Below are 19,757 nucleotides of genomic sequence, written 5' to 3'. Positions count from 1 at the left end.
GTGCCGCGCTTCCCGCACCTTCGCCCCGCCCCCCACCGTCGCTGCTGGGCGCTGCTGCTTGCGCTGTGCTGCGCCGCCGCCATGGCGCAGCAGCCGGTCTCCGAATACGGGATGAAGGCAGTGCTGTTTTTCCGTCTGTCGCAATTCGTCTACTGGCCCGGCCAGAACGGCGTACCGAAACCGACCGTGTTCTGCGTCGCCGGTGACGACAATCCGTTCGGCGACGCGCTCGCCCAGATCGACAAGGGCAACCCGACGGTCGAGATGCGTACCACCAGCGGCGACCTCGCCGGCTGCCACCTGCTCTTCATTCCCCGCGCCGAGGCGGCGGCCCTGCCGGTCTGGCTGGCGCGCACCGCCAACCGGCCGCTGCTGACGGTTTCCGACATCGCCGGCTTTGCCCGCGGCGGCGGCATGGTCGAACTGCCGCTCGAAGGCAGCCGCATCGGCATCGTCGTCAACCGGCGCGCCGCCCTCGCCCGCGGCTTTGAATTCAACGCCCAGTTGCTGCGCCTGGCGCGGGTGGTCGAACCATGAGCCGGTCGCCCCTGAATCGCCTGCTGCCGGCGCCGACCATCCGCAACAAGCTGGTTGCGCTGTCCTTCGCCTTCCTGCTGTTCGCCGTCGGCCTCGTCTTCCTCCTCGTCTTCACCCAGCAGCGCCAGCAACTGCAGGCGCAATGGAACGATTCGATGACCGCGCAAGCCCGCCTGCTGGCCAGCAACCTGCAGGCGGCGGTCGCTTTCGCCGACGACCGGGAGGCCAGCCGCCTGCTCGACTCGCTGGCGGTCAATCCGACGGTGCTTGCCGCCCGCCTGGTCCTCGCCGACGGCAAACAGCTCGGCGCTTACCGGGCCGCCAACCGCAGCATCCCAGCCTTCCCGGAAAACGCCGGCGGCTCCCGCTTCCTCGACGACGTCCTGGTCGTGCGCACGCCGATCCTCCTTGACGAAGACCAACCGGCGGCGGCCCACGTCGAACTGCTGGTTTCACTGGAGCAGTACCACCTGACGCTGCAACGGACGATCCGCGAAACCTCGCTGGCGCTCTGCGTCGCCTTGGTGCTGGCGCTGGCGCTGACCCGCTTCGTCGTCGGCCGCCTGATGGCACCGCTGGAAAAACTCGACCGCCTGGCCAACCGCATTTCGCAAGACGCCCAGCTCGACGAACGCATCGCCACCCGGCGCAACGACGAGATCGGCAGCCTTGGTCAGAGCTTCGACCGCATGCTCGACTCGCTGCAGGCGCGCGACCGGGAACTGGCGCGTTACCGCGAATCGTTGGAAAGCATGGTGTCGCAGCGCACTGCCGAACTGCAGCAGGCGATTGCCGAAGCCCGCGACGCCAACCGCGCCAAGTCGGACTTCCTCGCCCGCATGAGCCACGAGATTCGCACCCCGATGAATGCCATCATCGGCCTCGGCCACATGCTCAGCGAAACGCCGCTGGCACGCGAGCAACGGGAATTCCTCGAGCAGATCGTGCAGTCCTCGGAAGCCCTGCTCGGCATCATCAACGACATCCTCGACTACTCGAAGATCGAAGCCGGCAGCCTGACGCTCGAGCGGCAACCCCTGGAAATCGCCGGCGTCTTCCACTCGGTCGCCGCCCTCTTCGCCCTGAAAGCGCGCGACAAGGGACTGACGCTGCAATTCAGCGGTGCCGAAGCGATTCCCGAACGCCTGCTCGGCGACGCCCTGCGCCTGAGCCAGATCCTGATCAACCTGGTCGGCAACGCCATCAAGTTCACCGAACGTGGCAGCATCCGGGTCGGCGTACGCCGGCTGGCCGGCAGCACCGAGCGGGTGCGCCTGGAATTCACGGTCGCCGACAGCGGCATGGGGATCGAGCGCGAGCAACTCGAACGCCTGTTCTCGCCCTTCACCCAGGCCGACAGCAGCATCACCCGGCGCTTTGGCGGCACCGGGCTGGGCCTGTCGATCTGCCGCCAGCTGGTCACCCTGATGGACGGCGAAATCGATGTCGCCAGCACCCCGGGCCAGGGTAGCGTGTTCCGCTTCACCGCCAGCCTGGAAACCGCTCCCGCCAGCCCACCCGCGCCGGCCCCGGCCGGCCCGCGCGTCACGCCGCGCTGGCAGGGCGAGAAAATCCTGTTGGTCGAGGACATCCCGCTCAATCGCAAGATCGCCATCGCCCTGCTGCAGAAGGTCGGCCTCCAGGTCGACATCGCCGGCGACGGCCAGCAGGCACTCGACGCCCTGGCGCGCGAGGATTACCGGCTGGTCCTGATGGACATCCAGATGCCGGTGATGGACGGCCTGACCGCGACCCGCCTGATCCGCGCCGATCCCCGCCTGCGCGACCTGCCGGTACTGGCGATGACCGCTCACGCGACGCGCGAGGACAGCGAGCAGTCGCGCGCCGCCGGGATCAACGCCCATCTCACCAAACCGATCATCCCCGCCGTGCTGTACGAGGCAATCGCCCGCTGGCTGCCCCCCTCGGGGAGCGCCGAGGCAGCGACCGAAACGGGCAGCGCGGGGCCGGCGCTGGCGGCCATCCCCGGCATCGACACGGCGCAGGGGATGGCCCTGCACCTGCAGCGCAACGACTTCTACCTGAAGTCGCTGCACGCCTTCCGCCAGGATTTCGCCAATTTCGACCAGCAGATCGATGCCGCGCTGCAGGCCGGCGACCAGGCGAGTGCGCGGCGCCTGGCGCACTCGCTGAAATCGGTCGCCGCCTCGCTCGGCGCCCGGGAACTGGCGGAAGTGGCGCGGGCGCTCGAGCAAACGCTTAGCGGCGATATGCCGGCCCCCGCCACGGCGGGGAACTTCGCCGCGCTGGCCCGCGAACACCAGCGCCTGCTGGCGGCGCTGTCCGGCCTGCCGCCTCTCCCCGAGTCGCGGAAGCAGACTGCAAAGCTGGCGCCGGCCACGCTGGAAGCGCTGTTTTGCCGACTGCACGACAGCCTGAAGGCCGGCGAGGCCGGCAGCCGAAGCTGTTTCGATCATCTGGCAGCGGCGCTGCCGGAGCACTTGCCGGGCCAGGACATCGACATGGCGAAGTTGCTTGAAGAAATCGGCTGGCTGATCGACGATGTCGAATACGATACGGCTTGCGTCAGGCTGCAAGGCCTGCGCGAAGCGTGGAGGAAATCGCTCGCATGACCGCACCGCACTGCGTTCTCGTCGTCGACGACGAAAAACAGAATCGCGAACTGCTCACCGAACTGCTGCACGACGAGTGCCGCGTCATCCTGGCCAAGAACGGATTCCAGGCACTGGAACGCGCCAGCGAACAGCAACCCGACCTGATCCTGCTCGACGTGTTGATGCCGGACATGAACGGCTTCGAGGTCATCCAGCGGCTGAAGAACGACGACCGCACCCGCCATATCCCGGTGATCTTCGTTTCGGCGCTCGATTCGCCGAGCGACGAGGAACGCGGACTCGACCTGGGTGCCGTCGATTACATCGCCAAGCCCTTCCATCCGCCGATCGTCCGCAAGCGCGTGCGCAACCACCTGCTTTCGGTACACCACCGGCGCCTGCTGGAAAACCTGGCGATGATCGACAGCCTGACCGAGATCGCCAATCGCCGCCGCTACGATACGCAACTCGAAAGCGAATGGCGGCGCTGCGCGCGCAGCGGCTCGCCGTTGTCGCTGATGATCATCGACGTCGATCATTTCAAGGCCTACAACGACAATTTCGGCCACGCCGCCGGCGACCAGATCCTGCGCAGTATCGCCCTCACCATGAGCGGCCAGGTCGGCCGCCCGGGCGACCTGGTCGCCCGTTACGGCGGCGAGGAATTCGCCGTCCTGCTGCCGCTGACCGAGCGCCATGCGGCGCGGCTGATGGCGGAAGAACTGCGCGGCCGAATCGAGGACCTGCACATTCCCCATCCGCACTCCCCGGTGGCACCGGTGGTCACGGTCAGCATCGGCGGCATGACCCTGGTTCCGAAGGGCGGGCAGGTCCTGCCTGAACTGTTCGACGGTGCGGACGCTGCCCTTTACGTCGCCAAACGCGAGGGGCGCAACCGGGTGGTCTGGCAGGAAAACTGATCGGGGCTTGGCGCGATGCGCCCCGGGGGCCGTTCAGGCCTTGTCGGCGGTCGGCGGCAACTCGTCGGGCCCGAGGTCTTCCCAGATGCAGTCGCACTCCCGGCGCACGTCGTGCAGGGCCGGCTTGTCGGTCTCCTGGACCAGGCACTGGCCCTTGCACTCATCGGCGACCACCACCAGTTTCATCTCTTCGTCCACCTGGCGTTCGCCGTCCCAGTAGCTGCAAGTCGCGCAGACCTTGACCTCGGCCGGTAGTATCAGTTTTTCGCCCATCATGTCCTCGATGGAAAGCCCCGTAATCAATGCGGGTAAGAGTTTACCCGCTTCCGGAAGTTCCCTGTGATTTGTCTGGCTATAATGGCCTTTTGCTTCGAACGACACGCATCATGGACATCAAGGAAACCATGCAGGCGATCGGCCGCCGGGCGCGCGCCGCCTCGCGCCGCCTCGCCACCGCCAGCACCGCCGAAAAGAACGCCGCCCTGCAGGCGATCGCCGACGCCATCCGCCGGGAAAAAGCGGCGCTGCTCACCGCCAACGCCGCGGATGTCGCGGCCGCCCGCGCCGCCGGGCTGGAGCCGGCGATGCTCGACCGCCTGACGCTGACCGAGAAGGGCGTGGACAACATGGCCGAAGGCGTCGAACAGGTCGCCAAGCTGCCCGATCCGATCGGCGAGATGGGCGAGTTCAAGTTCCGGCCGTCCGGCATCCAGGTCGGCAAGATGCGCGTGCCGCTCGGCGTCATCGGCATCATCTACGAGGCGCGCCCCAACGTCACCGCCGACGCCGCCGCCCTCTGCCTGAAATCCGGCAACGCGGCGATCCTGCGCGGCGGCTCGGAGGCGATCCGCTGCAACCAGGCGATTGCCGCGCTGGTCAAGGAAGGCCTTGAAGTCGCCGGACTGCCCGGCGACTGCGTGCAGGTGATCGAGACCACCGACCGCGCCGCGGTCGGCGAGCTGATCACCATGCGCGAGTTCGTCGACGTCATCGTGCCGCGCGGTGGCAAGGGGCTGATCGCCCGCCTGCTCGCCGAATCCCGGGTGCCGATGATCCAGCACCTGGACGGCAACTGCCACGTCTACCTGGACGAGGACGCCGATCCGAACAAGGCGCTGAAAATCGTCGAGAACGCCAAGACCCAGCGCTACGGCACCTGCAACACCGCCGAATCGCTGCTCGTCGACCGCTCGGTGGCCGCCATGCTGCTGCCGCCGATCGCCCACATGCTAACCGCCAAGGGCGTCGAGATCCGCGGCTGCGCCGAAACCTGCGCCATCGTCCCGAACGCCGTGCCCGCCAGCGAAGACGACTACTACGCCGAATTCCTCGCGCCGATCATCTCGGTCAAGGTGGTGTCCGGCATCGACGAGGCGATCGCCCACATCAACCAGTATTCGTCGAAGCACACCGAGGCCATCGTCACCGACAACCATCCGAAGGCGATGCGCTTCCTGCGCGAAGTTGATTCGGCGTCGGTCATGGTCAACGCCTCGACCCGCTTCGCCGACGGCTTCGAATATGGCCTGGGTGCCGAGATCGGCATCTCGACCGACAAGATCCACGCCCGCGGCCCGGTCGGCCTCGAAGGGCTGACCAGCCAGAAGTGGGTCGTGCTCGGCGACGGCCACGTCCGCGGCTGAACAACAAATACCATCACGGGGAGTCAACAGCATGCCCATCAACTGGACTTCGGACCTCGACACCGGCATTCCGGTCATCGACCAGCAACACCGTCGCATCGTCGATTTCATCAACGATCTCGAAGCGGCGCAGGTGCTCGGCAATCAGGAGAAGATCAAGCAGGTGATCTACGACTGCATTGACTACACGCTGTCGCACTTCGCCTTCGAGGAGAGCATGCAGGAAGAGGCCGGCTACCCCTACTGCAAACCGCACAAGAAGGTGCATGAACTGTTCACGCGCAAGGTCGCCGAGTACCAGCAACGCATGGAGCTGGGCGACGACATCGCCGAGGAACTGCACGGCATGCTCGCCCGCTGGCTGGTCAACCACATCAAGCGCGACGACGCCGACTACGTCGCCTCGGTGCGCGCCAGCATGACGCCGGTGGCGGCGGCCCCGGTCGAGGAAAAGAAGGCGGGCGGCTGGCTGAGCCGCTTGTTCGGCCGATGAGCGGTTTCGCCTGGGACGATCCTTTCCGTCTCGACAGCCAGCTCGCCGCCGACGAGCGGCAGGTGCGCAACGCGGCGCAGACCTTCGCCCGCCAGGCGCTGGCGCCGCGCATCCGCGACGCCTTCCGCCAGGAGACGGTCGATCGCGCGGTGTTTCGCGAGATGGGCGAAATGGGTCTGCTCGGCGCCACGCTGCCGCCGCAGTACGGCGGCGCCGGGCTGAACTACGTTTCCTACGGCCTGATCGCCCGGGAAATCGAAGCGGTCGATTCGGCCTACCGGACGATGCTCAGCGTGCAGTCGTCGCTGGTCATGCTGCCGATCTTCGCCTTCGGCAGCGAAACGCAGAAAGAGAAATACCTGAAGGGACTGGGGCGCGGCGAACTGATCGGCTGTTTCGGGCTGACCGAGCCGGACTCCGGTTCCGACCCGGCCAGCGCGCGTAGCCGGGCGCGAGCCGTCGCCGGCGGCTGGCGGCTGTCCGGCGTCAAGCGCTGGATCAGCAACGCGCCGATCGCCGACGTCTTCGTCGTCTGGGCCAAGGACGACGAAGGCGTGCTGCGCGGTTTCGTCCTGGAAAAGGGTATGGCCGGCCTGAGCGCGCCGACGATTGCCGGCAAGGTCGGGCTGCGCGCCTCGGTCACCGGCGACATCGTCATGGACGAGGTCTTCGTGCCGAGCGAAAACCGCCTTGACGTCGGCGGCCTGAAAGGTCCGTTCACCTGCCTCAACTCGGCGCGCTACGGCATCGCCTGGGGCGCGCTGGGCGCTGCCGAAGCCTGCTGGCACACGGCGCGGCAATACACGCTGGAGCGCAAGCAGTTCGACCGGCCGCTCGCCGCCAACCAGTTGATCCAGAAAAAGCTCGCCGACATGCAGACCGAGATCGCGCTGGGCATCCAGGGCGCACTACGCCTCGGCCGGATGATGGACGACGGCAGCGCGACGCCGGAAATCGTTTCGCTGATGAAGCGCAACTCCTGCGGCAAGGCCCTCGACATCGCCCGCACGGCGCGCGACATGCTGGGCGGCAACGGCATTTCCGACGAGTTCGGCGTCATCCGCCACCTGGTCAATCTGGAAGTGGTCAACACCTACGAGGGCACGCACGACATCCACGCGCTGATCCTCGGCCGCGCCCAGACCGGCATTTCGGCCTTCTGAGCCGGCAGCTCAGAGCATGTGATCGAGGAAGGCGCGGGTGCGCGGCTGGCGCGGGTCGGCGAACATTTCGGCGGCCGGCCGCGCCTCGACGATCTCGCCGTGATCCATGAAAATGACTTCGGTCGATACGTCGCGGGCGAAGCTCATCTCGTGCGTGACGACGAGCATGGTCATGTGCTCCTCGGCCAACTGGCGCATCGTGCGCAGGACTTCGCCGGTCAGTTCGGGATCGAGCGCCGAGGTCGGTTCGTCGAACAGCATGATGTCCGGCTCCATCGCCAACGCCCGGGCGATTGCCACGCGCTGCTTCTGGCCGCCCGATAGCTGCGACGGATAGGCGCCGCACTTGGCGAGCAGGCCGACCTTGCGCAGCAACTCCTCGGCGCGCGGCACGATCGCGTCGCGGCTCAGCCCCTTGACCGTGAGCGGCGCCTCGATGACGTTCTGCAGCACGGTCAGGTGCGGAAACAGGTTGAACTGCTGGAAGACCATGCCCATCTTGCGGCAGATGCGCCGCGCCTCGGCTTCCGGCGCGTAGCGGCAATGGCCGGCGGCGTCCGTTTCGACCAGCGTCTCGCCCTCGATGACGATGCTGCCGGCGTCGATCGTTTCCAGGTGGTTGAGACAGCGCAAAAAGGTGCTCTTGCCGGAACCGGACGGGCCGATCACGGCGATCACCTCGCCCTTGCCGATGTCGAGCGAGACGCCCTTGAGCACCTCGGTGCCATGGAAGTGCTTGCGGATGTCGCGCGCCGCGATCATCGGCACGGCTTCAGTCTTCATAGACGGCATAGCGTTTTTCCAGGCGCATGAAGCCCCAGGTCAGGACCAGGGTCATGATCAGGTAGAAGGCGGCGGCGACGGCGAAGGGCATGGTCGTGAAATCGCGCTGGACGATGCCGCGCGCCGCGCGCAGCAGGTCGTTCATGGCCAGCACGTAGATCAGCGAGGTGTCCTTGACCAGGGTGATGGTCTCGTTGCTCATCGGCGGCAGGATGCGCTTGACCACCTGCGGCAGGATGATGCGCCGCATGGTCTGGCCGTAGCTCATGCCGAGCACGCGCGCCGCCTCGTACTGGCCGCGGCCGACCGACTGGATGCCGGAGCGGAAGATCTCGGCGAAATAGGCGGCGTAGTTCAGCGTGAAGGCGACGATGGCCGCCGGAAAGTCGGGCAGGCGGACGCCGATCACCGGCACGAAGGGCAGCGCAAAGTAGATGAAGAGCATCTGCAGCATCAGCGGCGTGCCGCGCATCAGCCAGATGTAGCCGCCGACCAGGCCGGCGGCGGTGCGGAAGTGCGAGACGCGGACCAGGGCCAGCGCCAGCCCGAGCGGCACGGCGAGGACCAGGGTGAGCAGGAAGACCTGCAGCGTCACCGCGGTGCCATCGAGCAGCGGGCCGAGAATCTGGAAGAAATAGTCCATGCTGTCAGCCCGTCAGGCGGGCGCCATGGGAGTGATGAAAGAACGGGCCGGCAGGCCGGCCCGGGTTCAAGCAGGGCTTACTTGACGATGTCCTTGCCGAACCATTGCGTCGAGATACGGGCGGCGGCGCCGTCCTTCTTCATTTCATCCATCGCCTGCTGCAGCTTGCCGAGCAGCTCGGCGTCGTCCTTGCGCACGCCGACGCCGTATTCCTCGGTACCGAAGTTGTCGTCGAGGATGACGTAATCGCCCGGCTTCTTGGCCACGTAATAGCGGCCGACGATCTCGTCGAGGACGACGGCGTCGAGGCGGCCGGTGCTCAGGTCCATCAGCGCGGCAACGTTGTCGCCGAACTTCTTCAGTTCCTTGAAGGTCTTGGCGGACGCATCCTTCTCGATGGCTTCGACGGCGCTGCTGCCTTCCTGGACGCCGACCACCTTGCCCGCCAGATCGGCCTTGGCCTTGACCGGCGAATTGGCGGCGACGACGACGATCTGGTGGTTTTCCAGGTAGGGCGCGGTGAAGGCGATCTGCTGCTTGCGCTGTTCGGTGATGGTCAGGCCGTTCCACAACACGTCAACGCGCTTGCCGCTCAGTTCGGCTTCCTTGGCGTTCCAGTCGATCGGCTTGAACTCGACTTCGACGCCGAGGCGCTTGGCCGCTTCGCGGGCGAGGTCGATGTCGAAACCGACCAGTTCGTTCTTGGCGTCGCGGAAACCCATCGGCGGGAAGTTGTCGTCGAGGCCGACGACGATCTTGGCGGCCGGCGCCGGCGCGGCGCTCTGCGCCGACGGCGCTTCCTGCTGGCCGCAGGCGGCGATCAGGGTGGTGGCGGCGAGCGCGGCGAACAGGGAGGAAAGGCGCGGATGCATGCGTGAACTCCTGGAAAAGGTGATTTTTCGAATAGCCGGCAATTATCCCCCAAAACCGCCGCCCGCTTCGCAATGAGCACACCGCGCACGGCACGTTATACACTTCGCCGACCCGCCGACCAGGAACCCGCATGTCCGACCATCAAGCCATCGTCGCCGCCCCCGGCTTCGCGCTCGGCATCCGCTGCAGCGACGACGAGATCACCGCCATCGACTTCCTCGAACCACGGGCGGCGCAAGCGCCGGCAACGCCGCTCGCCGCCGAGGCGGTGCGCCAGCTGGAAGCCTACCTGGCCGACCCGAATTTTGTTTTCGGCCTGCCGCTACGCCCGGCCGGCACCGCGTTCCAGCGCCGGGTGTGGGCGCAGATCGCGGCAATTCCCGGCGGCCGCACGCAGACCTACGGCGAGCTGGCGCGAGCGCTGCACAACGCGCCGCGCGCCGTCGGCCAGGCCTGCGGCGCCAATCCCTACCCGCTGGTCGTGCCCTGTCACCGGGTCGTCGCCAGCCATGGCGGACTCGGCGGCTTCGCCCGCGAGCGCGGCGGTTTCCTGCTCTCGATCAAACGCTGGCTGTTGCAGCATGAAAACGCCGGTTTTGGCCGCTAGAACGGCCGACCTCGCCGAAATCGACCAGTTCTGCGACGCGCTGTGGCTGGAAGACGGCCTGGCCAAGGCGACGCTCGCCAGCTACCGCAGCGACCTCGGCCGGCTCGCTGGCTGGCTCGCCGGACACGGCCACGAGGCCCTGCTCGACCTGCGCGAGAGCACGCTGGCCGGCTTCGTCGCCGAATTGTCGCGCAGCACGCGCGCCAGTTCGCAGGCGCGTTATCTTTCCACCTTGCGTCGCTTCTATCGCTGGCAGGTCAGCCGCGGCCGCATCGTCGTCGATCCAACGCTGCAGCTAGCGAACCCCAGCCTGCCCGCCCGCCTGCCCAAGGTGATGTCGGAAGCCCAGGTCGGCGCCCTGCTCGCCGCCCCTGACCTGGAGACGCCGCTCGGCTTGCGCGACCGCGCCATGCTGGAGACGCTGTACGCGACCGGCCTGCGCGTTTCCGAACTGGTTGGCCTGCAACTGCATTCGATCAGCCTCAACGACGGCGTGCTGCGCGCCTTCGGCAAGGGCAGCAAGGAACGCCTGGTGCCGCTCGGCGAGCAGGCGATCGACTGGATTGCCCGCTACCTGCGCGAAAGCCGCGCCGACATCCTCGGCGCCCGGCAGAGCGACGCCTTGTTCGTCACCGCCCGCGGCGGCGCCATGACCCGTCACGCCTTCTGGCACCTGATCAAGCGCTACGCGCTGCTGGCCGGCATCGACCCGGCGAAGCTGTCGCCGCACGTGCTGCGCCACGCCTTCGCCACCCACCTGCTCAACCACGGCGCCGACCTGCGTGTGGTCCAGTTGCTGCTCGGCCATGCCGACATCTCGACGACGCAGATCTACACCCATGTCGCCCGCGAACGCCTGAAAGCGCTGCACGCCATCCATCATCCGCGTGGCTGAAAGCCGGATTGCCATTGGCATGGACAGCATCCGCCGCTACGATGCCGTTTTTCCTCTCGAGAACGAAGCTCATGGACAATCGCAATTCCTGGCCGCTGCTCGGCCTTGGCCTCCTCCTCGCCTTTGGCCTGATCGGCGGCGCGACGGTGCTGGCGAAGCATTTCAAGACCCTGGGCGCGCCCAAGCAGAGCATTTCGGTCAAGGGGCTGGCCGAGAAACCGGTCAAGGCCGACTCCGCCGAATGGAGCATCGGCATTGCCGTGCACGGCGCCGATTTCGCCGCCACCCTGAACGCGCTACGTCTGGCGCGGCCGATCATCGACGGCTTCCTCACGGAGCAGGGTTTCGCCGCCGACAGCACCAGCGCCGGCCCGGAATCGGTGAGCCCGCACCACGAGTACGAACCCCTGCCGCAAGGCGGCTCGCGCCAGGTGCAGCGCGGCTTCGACGGCAAGCAACTGTTCGTCGTCCGTTCCACCGCGCTCGATACCATCGCCAAGGCGCACAGCGCGATCATCGAACTCAAGGCGCAGGGCAAGCCCATCGTCTATGACGATCCGCGCTACCTGATCAACGACCTGGAAAGCGTCAAGATGTCCTTGATCGGCGCGGCGACCCGCAACGCCCGGCAGCGTGCCGAAGAATTCGCCAAGGTCGGCGACGCCCGGGTCGGCGCCATGCGCTCGGCGTCGCAGGGCGCTTTCTACATCCTGCCGGCCAACGGCAGCGAAGAGGAGGCCAGCGATTACGGCGGGGTCTATGACAAGACGACGGTGGACAAGAAGGCGCGCGTCGTCGTCACCATCGAATACGCCATCGAGTAGGCAGCACCGGGGTTTTGCCGGGCTTGCCGGGTCCGACGTTTGGCGCTACCTTGACTGGCAGAAAAACACGGAGGGAGATCGATGGGCCTGCTTCGCCTGCTGGCACTGACGCTGTGCGCGCTGCTCGCCGCCTGCGATCGCCCGCAAGACGCCGCCCTGCCGCTGGACTACCGGACGACGCCAACGGCCGAAACCACCCCGCTCTACCGCTTTGCGGTGCATCCGCTGCATAACCCGAACAAGCTCGCCGAAGCCTACCAGCCGCTGATCGACCTGCTCAACGCCAGCATTCCGGAAGCCCGCTTCGAACTCGAGGCATCGCGTGACTACCAGGCCTACGAGGCGAAATACCGCGCCCGCGGCCCGGAATTCCTGCTCCCCAACCCCTGGCAGTCGCTGCAGGCGATGAAACTGGGCTACCGCGTCATCGCCATGGCCGGCGACGCCGAGGATTTTCGCGGCCTCTTCATCGTCCGTCGCGACAGCCCGATCCGCCATCCGGCGGACCTCAAGGACAAGCGCGTCGGCTATCCGTCGCCGACCGCGCTCGCCGCCTGCATCATGCCGCAGTACTTCCTGCACGAGAACGGCATCGACATCAATCATGACATCGAAAACAGCTACGTCGGCTCGCAGGAGTCGGCGATCATGAGCGCCTATCTCGGCCATACCGCGGTCGCCGCCACCTGGCCGCCGCCCTGGCGCCTGTTCCTGCGCGACCATCCGGCCGAGGCCGCGCAACTGCGCGTGCTTTGGGAAACCGAACCGCTGCTCAACAATTCGGTCATGGTGCGTAACAATGTCCCCGAGCCCATCGTCCAGGCGGTACGTAACATCCTGCTCAAGCTGGAGGACAGCGACAGCGGCCAACTGGTCCTGGCGGCAATGGCCACCGCCCGCTTCCATTTCGCGGATGACACGACTTATCAGGTGGTTGATGCCTACATCCGGCGTTTCGAGCAGGAAGTGCGTCCGGTGGAACAGCGATGAAGCAGCTTCGCCATCGGCTGCTCGGCAACTTGCGCCGGCAACTGGCGGTCGGCGTCGCCGTCCTGGTCGCCCTGATCATGACCCTGTTCATCCTCGAAACGAGCAGTCGCCAGGAGAATTTCGCGATCGAGCAGCACCGGGTGCGGAGTGTTGCGCTGGCGCGCAGCATCGCCGCCTCGGCGGCGCTCTGGGTGGCGGCTCGCGACTTCGCCGGCCTGCAGGAGATCGTAGACGGCCTGGCCGATTATCCCGGGCTGCAGCACGCCATCATCGTCGACCTGCGCGGACAGATCCTCGCCCACAACGAACCCGACAAACGCGGCCTCTACCTTGACGACCTGCCGCCCCGGCCCGCCGCCGCCGTGCTGCGCCAGACCCGCCTCGCCGTCGACCTGGCAACGCCGATCCTGCTCCAGGACAAGAGCGTCGGCTGGCTGCGCCTGGGCATCAGCGATCCGGCGCTGGCCGGCGAAATCTCCCGCATCCGGCGCGACGGTCTGCTCTATACGCTGTTCGCCATCCTTCTCGCCAGCGCCTTCGCAACCCTCGGCGCGCGCTACCTGACCCGCCGTCTGCACGCCATCCAGCGGGTCGCCGATGCCGTCCAGCGCGGCGACACGCAAACCCGCGTCGAACTCGCCGGCAGCGACGAAGCGGCTCGCCTGGGCGACGCCGTCAATGCCATGCTCGACGCGCTGGCCAGCCGCGCCGAGGAGTTGCGCGGCAGCGAAACGCGCCACGCGACCATCCTCGACAACGTCAGCGCCTGCATCTACCTGAAAGACATCGAGGGCCGCTACCTCTACGCCAACCGCCCGGTCCGCGAACTGTTCAAGTGCTCGCTCGACGAACTGGTCGGCAACGACGACAGCCGATTCTTCGATGCCGCGACCGTCGAACAGATCAGGCAGAACGATGCCCGTGCCCTGCGCGACGGCGAGACGATTCGTACCGAAGAGGACAATGTCGACCTGCTGAGCGGGCGGCACACCATCTACTGGACGGTCAAACTGCCGCTGCGCGACGAACGGGGAAACATCTACGCGCTGTGCGGCATTTCCACCGACATCAGCGAACGCAAGCAGGCCGAACTGCTGCTCGCCCGCCACAAGGAAACCCTCGAAGCGGAAGTCCGGCAGCGCACCTTCGACCTCTCGCAGGCGCGCGATGCGGCGGAAGCGGCGAGCCGCGCCAAGAGTACCTTCCTGGCCAACATGAGCCACGAACTGCGGACGCCGATGAACGCGATCATGGGCATGACCGGCGTCCTCCTGCGCCGCAGCCACGACCCGGCGCTCAAGGAGCAACTGGGCAAGATCGATCAGGCGTCGCGCCACCTGCTGCACGTCATCAACGACATCCTCGATCTCTCCAAGATCGAGGCCAACCGTCTGGAAATCGCCCGTGCGCCGTTCCGTCTGGGCGGCGTGCTGGAAAACGTCTGCAGCCTGATCGGCCAGCGCGCCGCCAGCAAGGGGCTGCGCCTGGTCAGCGAGGCGGCGCCGGAACTGACCCGCCGCGAATTCCTGGGCGATGCCCTGCGCCTCGAACAGATCCTGCTCAATTTCGCCGGCAATGCCGTCAAATTCACCGAACACGGCGAAGTCCGGATCAAAGTCGAAGCCCTCGCCGCGCGGGACGACATGGCCAGACTGCGCTTCGCCGTCATCGACACCGGCATCGGCATCTCGCCCGAGGCGCAGCAGCGCCTGTTCACCGCCTTCGAGCAGGCCGACAACTCGACCACCCGCAAGTACGGCGGCACCGGACTCGGCCTGGCGATCAGCAAGCGGCTGATCGAAATGATGGACGGCCAGTTCGGGGTGGACAGCACGCCGGGCGTCGGCAGCACCTTCTGGTTCAGCGTCGACCTCGAAACGGGGGCGCCAGGAGTGGACGCCGCCCCCAAGGCGCTTGAAGCTCCCGAGGAAAAACTTCGACAGCGGCACCAGCGCGCCCGCATCCTGCTCGCCGAGGATGAACCGATCAACCGCGAGGTCTCGCTGGCGCTGCTCGAAGACGCCGCGCTCGCCGTCGATGTCGCTGAGGACGGCGAACAGGCGCTGGCCCTGGCCGGCAAGAACGCCTACGCGCTGATCCTGATGGACATCCAGATGCCAAAAATGAATGGCCTCGACGCCACCCGCGCCATCCGCCGCTTGCCGCAGCACGCGCAGACACCGATCCTGGCGATGACCGCCAACGCCTTCGACGAGGATCGCCAGACCTGCCTGGCCGCCGGCATGAACGACCACATCAGCAAGCCGATCGACCCCGACCGGCTGTTCGCCACGCTGCTGCGCTGGCTGCCGGAAGACGCAGAAACGCCGCCTCAGACGTAGAGATCGACCTGCGTGCCGAGGATGTCGTCGCTACTCGCCGCCGCCCCCGTTTCCGCGCCAGCCGGTTCGCTCTTCGCTTGTTCGCTCTGGGCCTCGGCGGCTTCCCGCGCCTCCTGCGCCTGCAACTGGGCGATCTGCGCTTGCAGGGCGGCGATCTGCGCCTGCAGGATTTCGGCCTGCTTTTCGGTTTCCTCGGACGGATCCTTGAGCAACTGACTCAATTCCTTCTGCAGCGCCGACAACTGTTTCTGCAGCGCTGCGATGCGCGACGCCGAAGCATTCCCCGAACTGGCGACGCTGGCGCTGACAGCCGTCGTGCCGCCGACCGCACTGATCGATGCCATGATGTTCTCCCTGTGTCATTTTCCTGTCTACATTTACGGCACCGGCGAGCGCAGCTTGTGCCATCGGCGGGTAAAAGCGGGTAAAGAGCGCCGGCCCGCCGGCCGCGCTAAAATTGCGCCTCCCGACCCGAAGCGCAATCCGATGAGCAAAGCCGCCCACGCCCCCGAAACCCAGGCCACTCAGTTCCTCAAGGCGAACAAGGTGGCCTACGCGCCACATCTCTACGCCTACGAGGAACACGGCGGCACCCGCGTCTCGGCCCGCGAACTCGGCGTCGACGAGCACGCCGTGGTGAAGACGCTGATCTTCGAGGACGAGAACGGCAAGCCGCTGATCGTGCTGATGCACGGCGACTGCAAGGTATCGACCAAGGAACTGGCACGGCAGATTCCGTGCAAGAAGGTCGAGCCGTGCAAGCCCGAGGTGGCCAACCGCCACACCGGTTTCCTGGTCGGCGGCACCAGCCCTTTCGGCACCAAGAAGGCGATGCCGGTGTTCATCGAGAAGAGCATCCTCGACCTGCCGCTGATCTACATCAACGGCGGTCGCCGCGGCTTCCTGGTTGCCCTCGACCCGCGGGAGATCCTGCGCACGCTGCACCCGAAGTGCGTCGAGGCCGCCCTCGTCGATTGATTTTTAGGGCGTGTTCACAGTAAGCAGCGGGCGGCGCAAGGGGTTGGCGGGGAGGCAGTGCAAGGCGCCGGTCGCGCCGTGCAGTGATCTGCACAAGCGAGCGGCAACGCGGCAATGCGCCCCGCCAACCCCTTGCCCTTCGGGTTTGCCGTGGCGGGCGGTCGCCGGCGTTACTCGGCTCGGGAATGGAACAACCATTCCCAGCGCCTCGCGCCTTGGCGCCCTTCCCGCCACGGCAAACGCCGTCCCGCAGATTACTGTGAACACGCCCTAGCTATCAAAACGATTTAAGCAATCGATTGGAACTATAGTCGCGCCGGCCATAAAGTTCTTCCGTCAGCCACCGGAGAACTGCCATGGCCCAACTCGTCGCCCGTCACCTTGCCCATCCCGGCCTCCGCCGCCGCTGGTTGGCCGGCGTCGCGCTCGCCGCTGGCGCCCTGGCGTTCGGCATCGATCAGGCCATCACCTGGTTTGCCGCCCACCCGATGGCCTGGCACGGCCTTCAGGCCAGCCTGCTGGCCGGTCTCGCCACCGGAATCGGGGCGCTGCCGGTACTCTTCCTGCGCCGCCCGAACGAAGGCCTGATGGCGCCAATGCTCGGCCTCGCTGCCGGCATGATGCTAGCCGCCAGCCTCTTTTCGCTGCTCGTGCCGGCGGTCGAGACGGTCGCCGCCAGTGGCGCGCCGTGGACGCTCGGCTGCCTCACCGCGCTCGCCCTGCTTGCCGGCGCCGCCATCATGCATGGCATCGACCGGCGCACCGCGCACGCCCATGTCGAGGACATCGACAGTCGCCAGGACTTGCCGCGGATCGGCCTGGTGGTCGCCGCGATCGCCCTGCACAACGTCCCGGAGGGCCTCGCCGTCGGCGTTGCTGCGGCGTCCGGCGTCGATCACGGAATGTCGCTCGGCATTGCCATCCAGAACGTGCCGGAAGGCTGGATCGTCGCCAGCGCCATGCTCGTGCTTGGCGCCGGCCCCTGGCGCGCCGCGCTGATGGCCTTGGCGACCGGTCTCGTCGAGCCGGTCGGCGGCCTGTTCGGGGTGATTGCCAGCAGCCTCGCCGGCGCCACCCTGCCGCTCGCGCTCGCCGCTGCGACCGGCGCCATGCTCTGGGTGGTCAGCCACGAACTGATCCCGGCCTCGCACCGGGCGGGCCGCGAAGCCGCCGGCACCGCCGGCCTGCTCGCCGGTTTCGCGGTGATGACGACGCTCGCCGTCGCAATCTGATACCAACGGTAACGAACCGGGCGGCGGCCGGCCGGTCTCATCCGGCAGGGAGACCGCCCGAGGAGAATCCGGATGCCGATCAGCTTCCTGCCACTGCCGCCCGCTGGCCGCCTGACGCGCCCCGACTACCTGCGCGAAGCGATGCTGCGCGGCGAGCGGCCGGCCCGCGACGAACGCATCGACCGCCCGGAAATCCAGGAGTCGTACCGGGTCAGCCTGAGCGACGAGGTCGTCGTCGAAGCCGCCTCCGCCGCGCCGGAAGCGCTACGCCGACCGCGCGAGGAAAATCTGTCGCCGGCCGGCGCCCGGGCGCTGGCGGCCTATGGCGCCGTCGCTGAAACTTAGATCGAGCGTTCGATGACGACGCCGACGCGTTTGACGCCAGGCATCATGCCGAGCTTGGCGACCGAAACGCGGACCCATTGCGCGGCGAAGTTCTCGAGCAGGAAGGTGGCGATGTGCTCGGTCAGCTTTTCCAGCAGGTTGAAGTGGCTGGCGGCCAGGTCGGCGCGCAGCCGCTCGACGACGACTGCGTAGTCCACGGTGTCGCGGATGTCGTCGCTGGCTCCGGCGGACGTGGTCGACACGCCGATCTGCAGCGAAATCTCGACCGTCTGCGCCACCGCCTTCTCGCGCGGATAGATGCCAATCCAGGTTGCGGCGCGCAGTTCTTCGATGAATATGATGTCCATTTGGCAGCCAAGCCCGGCCCGGGGTTAAAATCCGCCGCGATTGTACCCTTTGAGACCGTCCACGCCCATGCTCATCCTGTCCGCCATCGTCGCCGCCTACCTGCTCGGCTCCGTTCCTTTCGCGATGATCGCCGCCAAGCTGTTCGGGCTGGCCGACCCGCGCACCTTCGGCTCGGGCAATCCGGGCGCGACCAACGTGCTGCGCACCGGCAACAAGAAGGCGGCGCTGTTCACGCTGATCGGCGATGCGCTCAAGGGCTGGGTCGCCGTTTTCGTCGCCCAGCAGGCGGGGCTTTCCCCGCTGGCGGTCGGCCTGGTCGCGCTGGCCGTCTTCTTCGGCCACCTGTTCCCGGTCTTCCTCGGCTTCAAGGGCGGCAAGGGCGTCGCCACCGCCGCCGGCGTGCTGCTCGCGCTCGACCCGCTGCTCGGCCTGGCGGTGCTCGCCACCTGGTTGCTGGTTGCCTACGTCTCGCGCTATTCGTCGCTGGCGGCCTTGATCGCCGCCGTTTCGGCGCCGCTCTACATGGTGCTGCTGCACGGCGCCGACGGCCACTTCGCCGTCATCATGGCCATCGCCCTGGCCCTCATCGCCAAGCACTGGCCCAATCTGCAACGCCTGATGGCCGGCCAGGAATCGAAGATCGGCAGCAAGAAGAAAGCCTGACGATAGCCAGCCCGCATCGTCGCGATCAATCTTGCCGATTGGATCGCCCGCCGGCCACCGCCTAGACTGCAGCCATCGGGCCCTGGCGGCTCAATCGCGTTTGCGGGAGGTCATCATGATTTCGCGTTTCATCGATCGCTGGTTCGAGGAATTCGTCAACTGGGAATCGGGCATCGACGTGCTGGCCACGCTGCCCGACAACTTCTGAGCGTGCCGCGCTGAACCAATCGGCAGCTGCGGCGTCTGACCCGCTCCACAACAACGCCAGGAAAAACGCATGAGCCAGACCGTCACCCTCGCCGGCAACCCGATCGCCGTTGCCGGCCATTTCCCGCAAGCCGGCGAAACCGCGCCCGCCTTCACCCTGGTCGGTGCCGACCTCGCCGACATGGCGCTGGCGCAGTTCAGCGGCCAGCGCAAGATCCTCAACATCTTCCCGAGCATCGACACGCCGACCTGCGCCACCTCGGTCCGCCGCTTCAACGCCCAGGCGTCGTCGCTGCCCAACACCGTCGTCCTCTGCATCTCGGCCGACCTGCCGTTCGCGCAAGGCCGCTTTTGCGGCGCCGAAGGCCTCGACCAGGTGAAAACGCTGTCCACGCTGCGCGGTCGTGAATTCCTCGAAGCCTACGGCGTCGCCATCGGCAGCGGCCCGCTCGCCGGTCTCGCCGCCCGCGCCGTCGTCGTTCTCGACGAGAACGATCGCGTGCTGCACGCCGAACTGGTGCCGGAGATCAAGCAGGAACCGGACTACGCCGCTGCGCTGGCGGTGCTCTAAGGAGACGCTGATTTATTCCGATTTTCGGAACGACGATAGCGTTGGGATGAGAAAATGCTGAAAGCGTGACAGCGGGTAGGCGAGATGACAAAGCAAGCGAGCTTTTCTGAACTGGAATATGCGG

22 protein-coding genes are annotated in these 19,757 nt (G+C 66.8%); 16 read left to right on the top strand and 6 right to left on the bottom strand.

Annotation, left to right across the window (positions count from 1 at the left end):
- From ACLIIZ_RS12400 to ACLIIZ_RS12390, 3 genes are read left to right on the top strand one after another with little or no spacing between them, the layout of a single operon-like run.
- Entirely contained in the window at positions 1-537 is a 537-nt protein-coding gene (locus ACLIIZ_RS12400; RefSeq protein WP_416692495.1) for a YfiR family protein, read from the top strand.
- The gene (locus tag ACLIIZ_RS12395; protein WP_416692493.1) at positions 534-3,131 is read left to right on the top strand and encodes an ATP-binding protein; all 2,598 of its coding nucleotides are present in this window, start codon (positions 534-536) and stop codon (positions 3,129-3,131) included. The genes ACLIIZ_RS12400 and ACLIIZ_RS12395 overlap by 4 nt, the downstream gene beginning before the upstream one ends.
- Positions 3,128-4,033: a diguanylate cyclase gene (locus tag ACLIIZ_RS12390; protein WP_416692491.1), complete on the top strand. Its 906-nt coding sequence runs from the start codon at positions 3,128-3,130 to the stop codon at positions 4,031-4,033. The genes ACLIIZ_RS12395 and ACLIIZ_RS12390 overlap by 4 nt, the downstream gene beginning before the upstream one ends.
- A gap of 33 nt (positions 4,034-4,066) precedes the next feature.
- Here ACLIIZ_RS12390 and ACLIIZ_RS12385 read toward each other — a convergent pair whose 3' ends face one another.
- Complete coding sequence (locus tag ACLIIZ_RS12385) at positions 4,067-4,306, bottom strand: hypothetical protein (RefSeq protein ID WP_416692490.1); 240 nt, start codon at positions 4,304-4,306, stop codon at positions 4,067-4,069.
- Between the two features lie 113 nt (positions 4,307-4,419).
- Between ACLIIZ_RS12385 and ACLIIZ_RS12380 the strand changes: the two genes are divergently transcribed.
- The 3 genes from ACLIIZ_RS12380 to ACLIIZ_RS12370 are packed head-to-tail and all read left to right on the top strand — an operon-like array spanning position 4,420 to position 7,332.
- Positions 4,420-5,676 carry a glutamate-5-semialdehyde dehydrogenase gene (locus tag ACLIIZ_RS12380; protein WP_416692488.1) on the top strand — a complete coding sequence of 419 codons (1,257 nt, stop codon included), beginning with the start codon at positions 4,420-4,422 and terminating at the stop codon, positions 5,674-5,676.
- Between the two features lie 31 nt (positions 5,677-5,707).
- Positions 5,708-6,169 (top strand): bacteriohemerythrin, encoded by a 462-nt coding sequence (locus ACLIIZ_RS12375; protein ID WP_416692486.1) that lies wholly within the window; start codon positions 5,708-5,710, stop codon positions 6,167-6,169.
- Positions 6,166-7,332 (top strand): acyl-CoA dehydrogenase, encoded by a 1,167-nt coding sequence (locus tag ACLIIZ_RS12370; RefSeq protein ID WP_416692483.1) that lies wholly within the window; start codon positions 6,166-6,168, stop codon positions 7,330-7,332. Before ACLIIZ_RS12375 ends, ACLIIZ_RS12370 begins: the two co-directional genes overlap by 4 nt.
- A gap of 9 nt (positions 7,333-7,341) precedes the next feature.
- Here ACLIIZ_RS12370 and ACLIIZ_RS12365 read toward each other — a convergent pair whose 3' ends face one another.
- From ACLIIZ_RS12365 to ACLIIZ_RS12355, 3 genes are all read right to left on the bottom strand, one after another.
- Positions 7,342-8,094, bottom strand: coding sequence for an amino acid ABC transporter ATP-binding protein (locus ACLIIZ_RS12365; protein WP_416692686.1), 753 nt, complete (start codon positions 8,092-8,094; stop codon positions 7,342-7,344).
- Between the two features lie 10 nt (positions 8,095-8,104).
- Positions 8,105-8,758: an amino acid ABC transporter permease gene (locus ACLIIZ_RS12360; RefSeq protein WP_416692481.1), complete on the bottom strand. Its 654-nt coding sequence runs from the start codon at positions 8,756-8,758 to the stop codon at positions 8,105-8,107.
- 77 nt (positions 8,759-8,835) lie between these two features.
- Positions 8,836-9,630, bottom strand: coding sequence for an amino acid ABC transporter substrate-binding protein (locus ACLIIZ_RS12355; RefSeq protein ID WP_416692479.1), 795 nt, complete (start codon positions 9,628-9,630; stop codon positions 8,836-8,838).
- 131 nt (positions 9,631-9,761) lie between these two features.
- On the opposite strand from ACLIIZ_RS12355, the gene ACLIIZ_RS12350 reads away from it, so the two are divergent.
- The 5 genes from ACLIIZ_RS12350 to ACLIIZ_RS12330 all read left to right on the top strand — a co-directional run bounded on the left by ACLIIZ_RS12350 (position 9,762) and on the right by ACLIIZ_RS12330 (position 15,289).
- The gene (locus ACLIIZ_RS12350; RefSeq protein ID WP_416692477.1) at positions 9,762-10,238 is read left to right on the top strand and encodes a methylated-DNA--[protein]-cysteine S-methyltransferase; all 477 of its coding nucleotides are present in this window, start codon (positions 9,762-9,764) and stop codon (positions 10,236-10,238) included.
- Complete coding sequence (gene xerD, locus ACLIIZ_RS12345; RefSeq protein ID WP_416692476.1) at positions 10,213-11,133, top strand: site-specific tyrosine recombinase XerD; 921 nt, start codon at positions 10,213-10,215, stop codon at positions 11,131-11,133. Before ACLIIZ_RS12350 ends, xerD begins: the two co-directional genes overlap by 26 nt.
- A gap of 71 nt (positions 11,134-11,204) precedes the next feature.
- On the top strand, positions 11,205-11,957 hold the full coding sequence (locus ACLIIZ_RS12340) for an SIMPL domain-containing protein (RefSeq protein WP_416692474.1): 753 nt from the start codon (positions 11,205-11,207) through the stop codon (positions 11,955-11,957).
- A gap of 81 nt (positions 11,958-12,038) precedes the next feature.
- Positions 12,039-12,947 carry a PhnD/SsuA/transferrin family substrate-binding protein gene (locus tag ACLIIZ_RS12335; RefSeq protein ID WP_416692473.1) on the top strand — a complete coding sequence of 303 codons (909 nt, stop codon included), beginning with the start codon at positions 12,039-12,041 and terminating at the stop codon, positions 12,945-12,947.
- Positions 12,944-15,289, top strand: a complete 2,346-nt coding sequence (locus ACLIIZ_RS12330) for an ATP-binding protein (protein ID WP_416692472.1) — start codon at positions 12,944-12,946, stop codon at positions 15,287-15,289. Before ACLIIZ_RS12335 ends, ACLIIZ_RS12330 begins: the two co-directional genes overlap by 4 nt.
- Here the strand turns inward: ACLIIZ_RS12330 and ACLIIZ_RS12325 are convergent.
- Positions 15,280-15,633: a FlxA-like family protein gene (locus ACLIIZ_RS12325; protein WP_416692470.1), complete on the bottom strand. Its 354-nt coding sequence runs from the start codon at positions 15,631-15,633 to the stop codon at positions 15,280-15,282. The two genes, ACLIIZ_RS12330 and ACLIIZ_RS12325, sit on opposite strands and share 10 nt — an antisense overlap.
- 142 nt (positions 15,634-15,775) lie before the next feature.
- Here ACLIIZ_RS12325 and ybaK point away from each other — a divergent pair, with 142 nt between their 5' ends.
- From ybaK to ACLIIZ_RS12310, 3 genes are all read left to right on the top strand, one after another.
- A complete protein-coding gene (gene ybaK, locus ACLIIZ_RS12320) occupies positions 15,776-16,267 on the top strand; it encodes a Cys-tRNA(Pro) deacylase (RefSeq protein WP_416692468.1) in 492 nt (163 codons plus the stop codon).
- Positions 16,268-16,623: 356 nt separating this feature from the next.
- Positions 16,624-17,499: a ZIP family metal transporter gene (locus ACLIIZ_RS12315; protein WP_416692467.1), complete on the top strand. Its 876-nt coding sequence runs from the start codon at positions 16,624-16,626 to the stop codon at positions 17,497-17,499.
- Between the two features lie 72 nt (positions 17,500-17,571).
- Entirely contained in the window at positions 17,572-17,844 is a 273-nt protein-coding gene (locus tag ACLIIZ_RS12310; RefSeq protein WP_416692466.1) for a hypothetical protein, read from the top strand.
- Here the strand turns inward: ACLIIZ_RS12310 and ACLIIZ_RS12305 are convergent.
- A complete protein-coding gene (locus ACLIIZ_RS12305) occupies positions 17,841-18,191 on the bottom strand; it encodes a dihydroneopterin aldolase (RefSeq protein ID WP_416692465.1) in 351 nt (116 codons plus the stop codon). The genes ACLIIZ_RS12310 and ACLIIZ_RS12305 overlap by 4 nt on opposite strands.
- A gap of 67 nt (positions 18,192-18,258) precedes the next feature.
- Between ACLIIZ_RS12305 and plsY the strand changes: the two genes are divergently transcribed.
- Both plsY and tpx read left to right on the top strand, forming a co-directional pair.
- Complete coding sequence (gene plsY, locus ACLIIZ_RS12300; RefSeq protein WP_416692463.1) at positions 18,259-18,855, top strand: glycerol-3-phosphate 1-O-acyltransferase PlsY; 597 nt, start codon at positions 18,259-18,261, stop codon at positions 18,853-18,855.
- A 277-nt stretch (positions 18,856-19,132) separates the two neighbouring features.
- Positions 19,133-19,633: a thiol peroxidase gene (gene tpx / locus ACLIIZ_RS12295; protein WP_416692461.1), complete on the top strand. Its 501-nt coding sequence runs from the start codon at positions 19,133-19,135 to the stop codon at positions 19,631-19,633.
- Positions 19,634-19,757: the final 124 nt, after the last annotated feature.

The organism is Azonexus caeni, from assembly GCF_048146105.1.
GTDB lineage: Bacteria > Pseudomonadota > Gammaproteobacteria > Burkholderiales > Rhodocyclaceae > Azonexus > Azonexus aromaticus_B.
The sequence above is the reverse complement of the archived record's forward strand: the minus strand, read 5'-3'. Positions and strand labels throughout refer to the sequence as shown.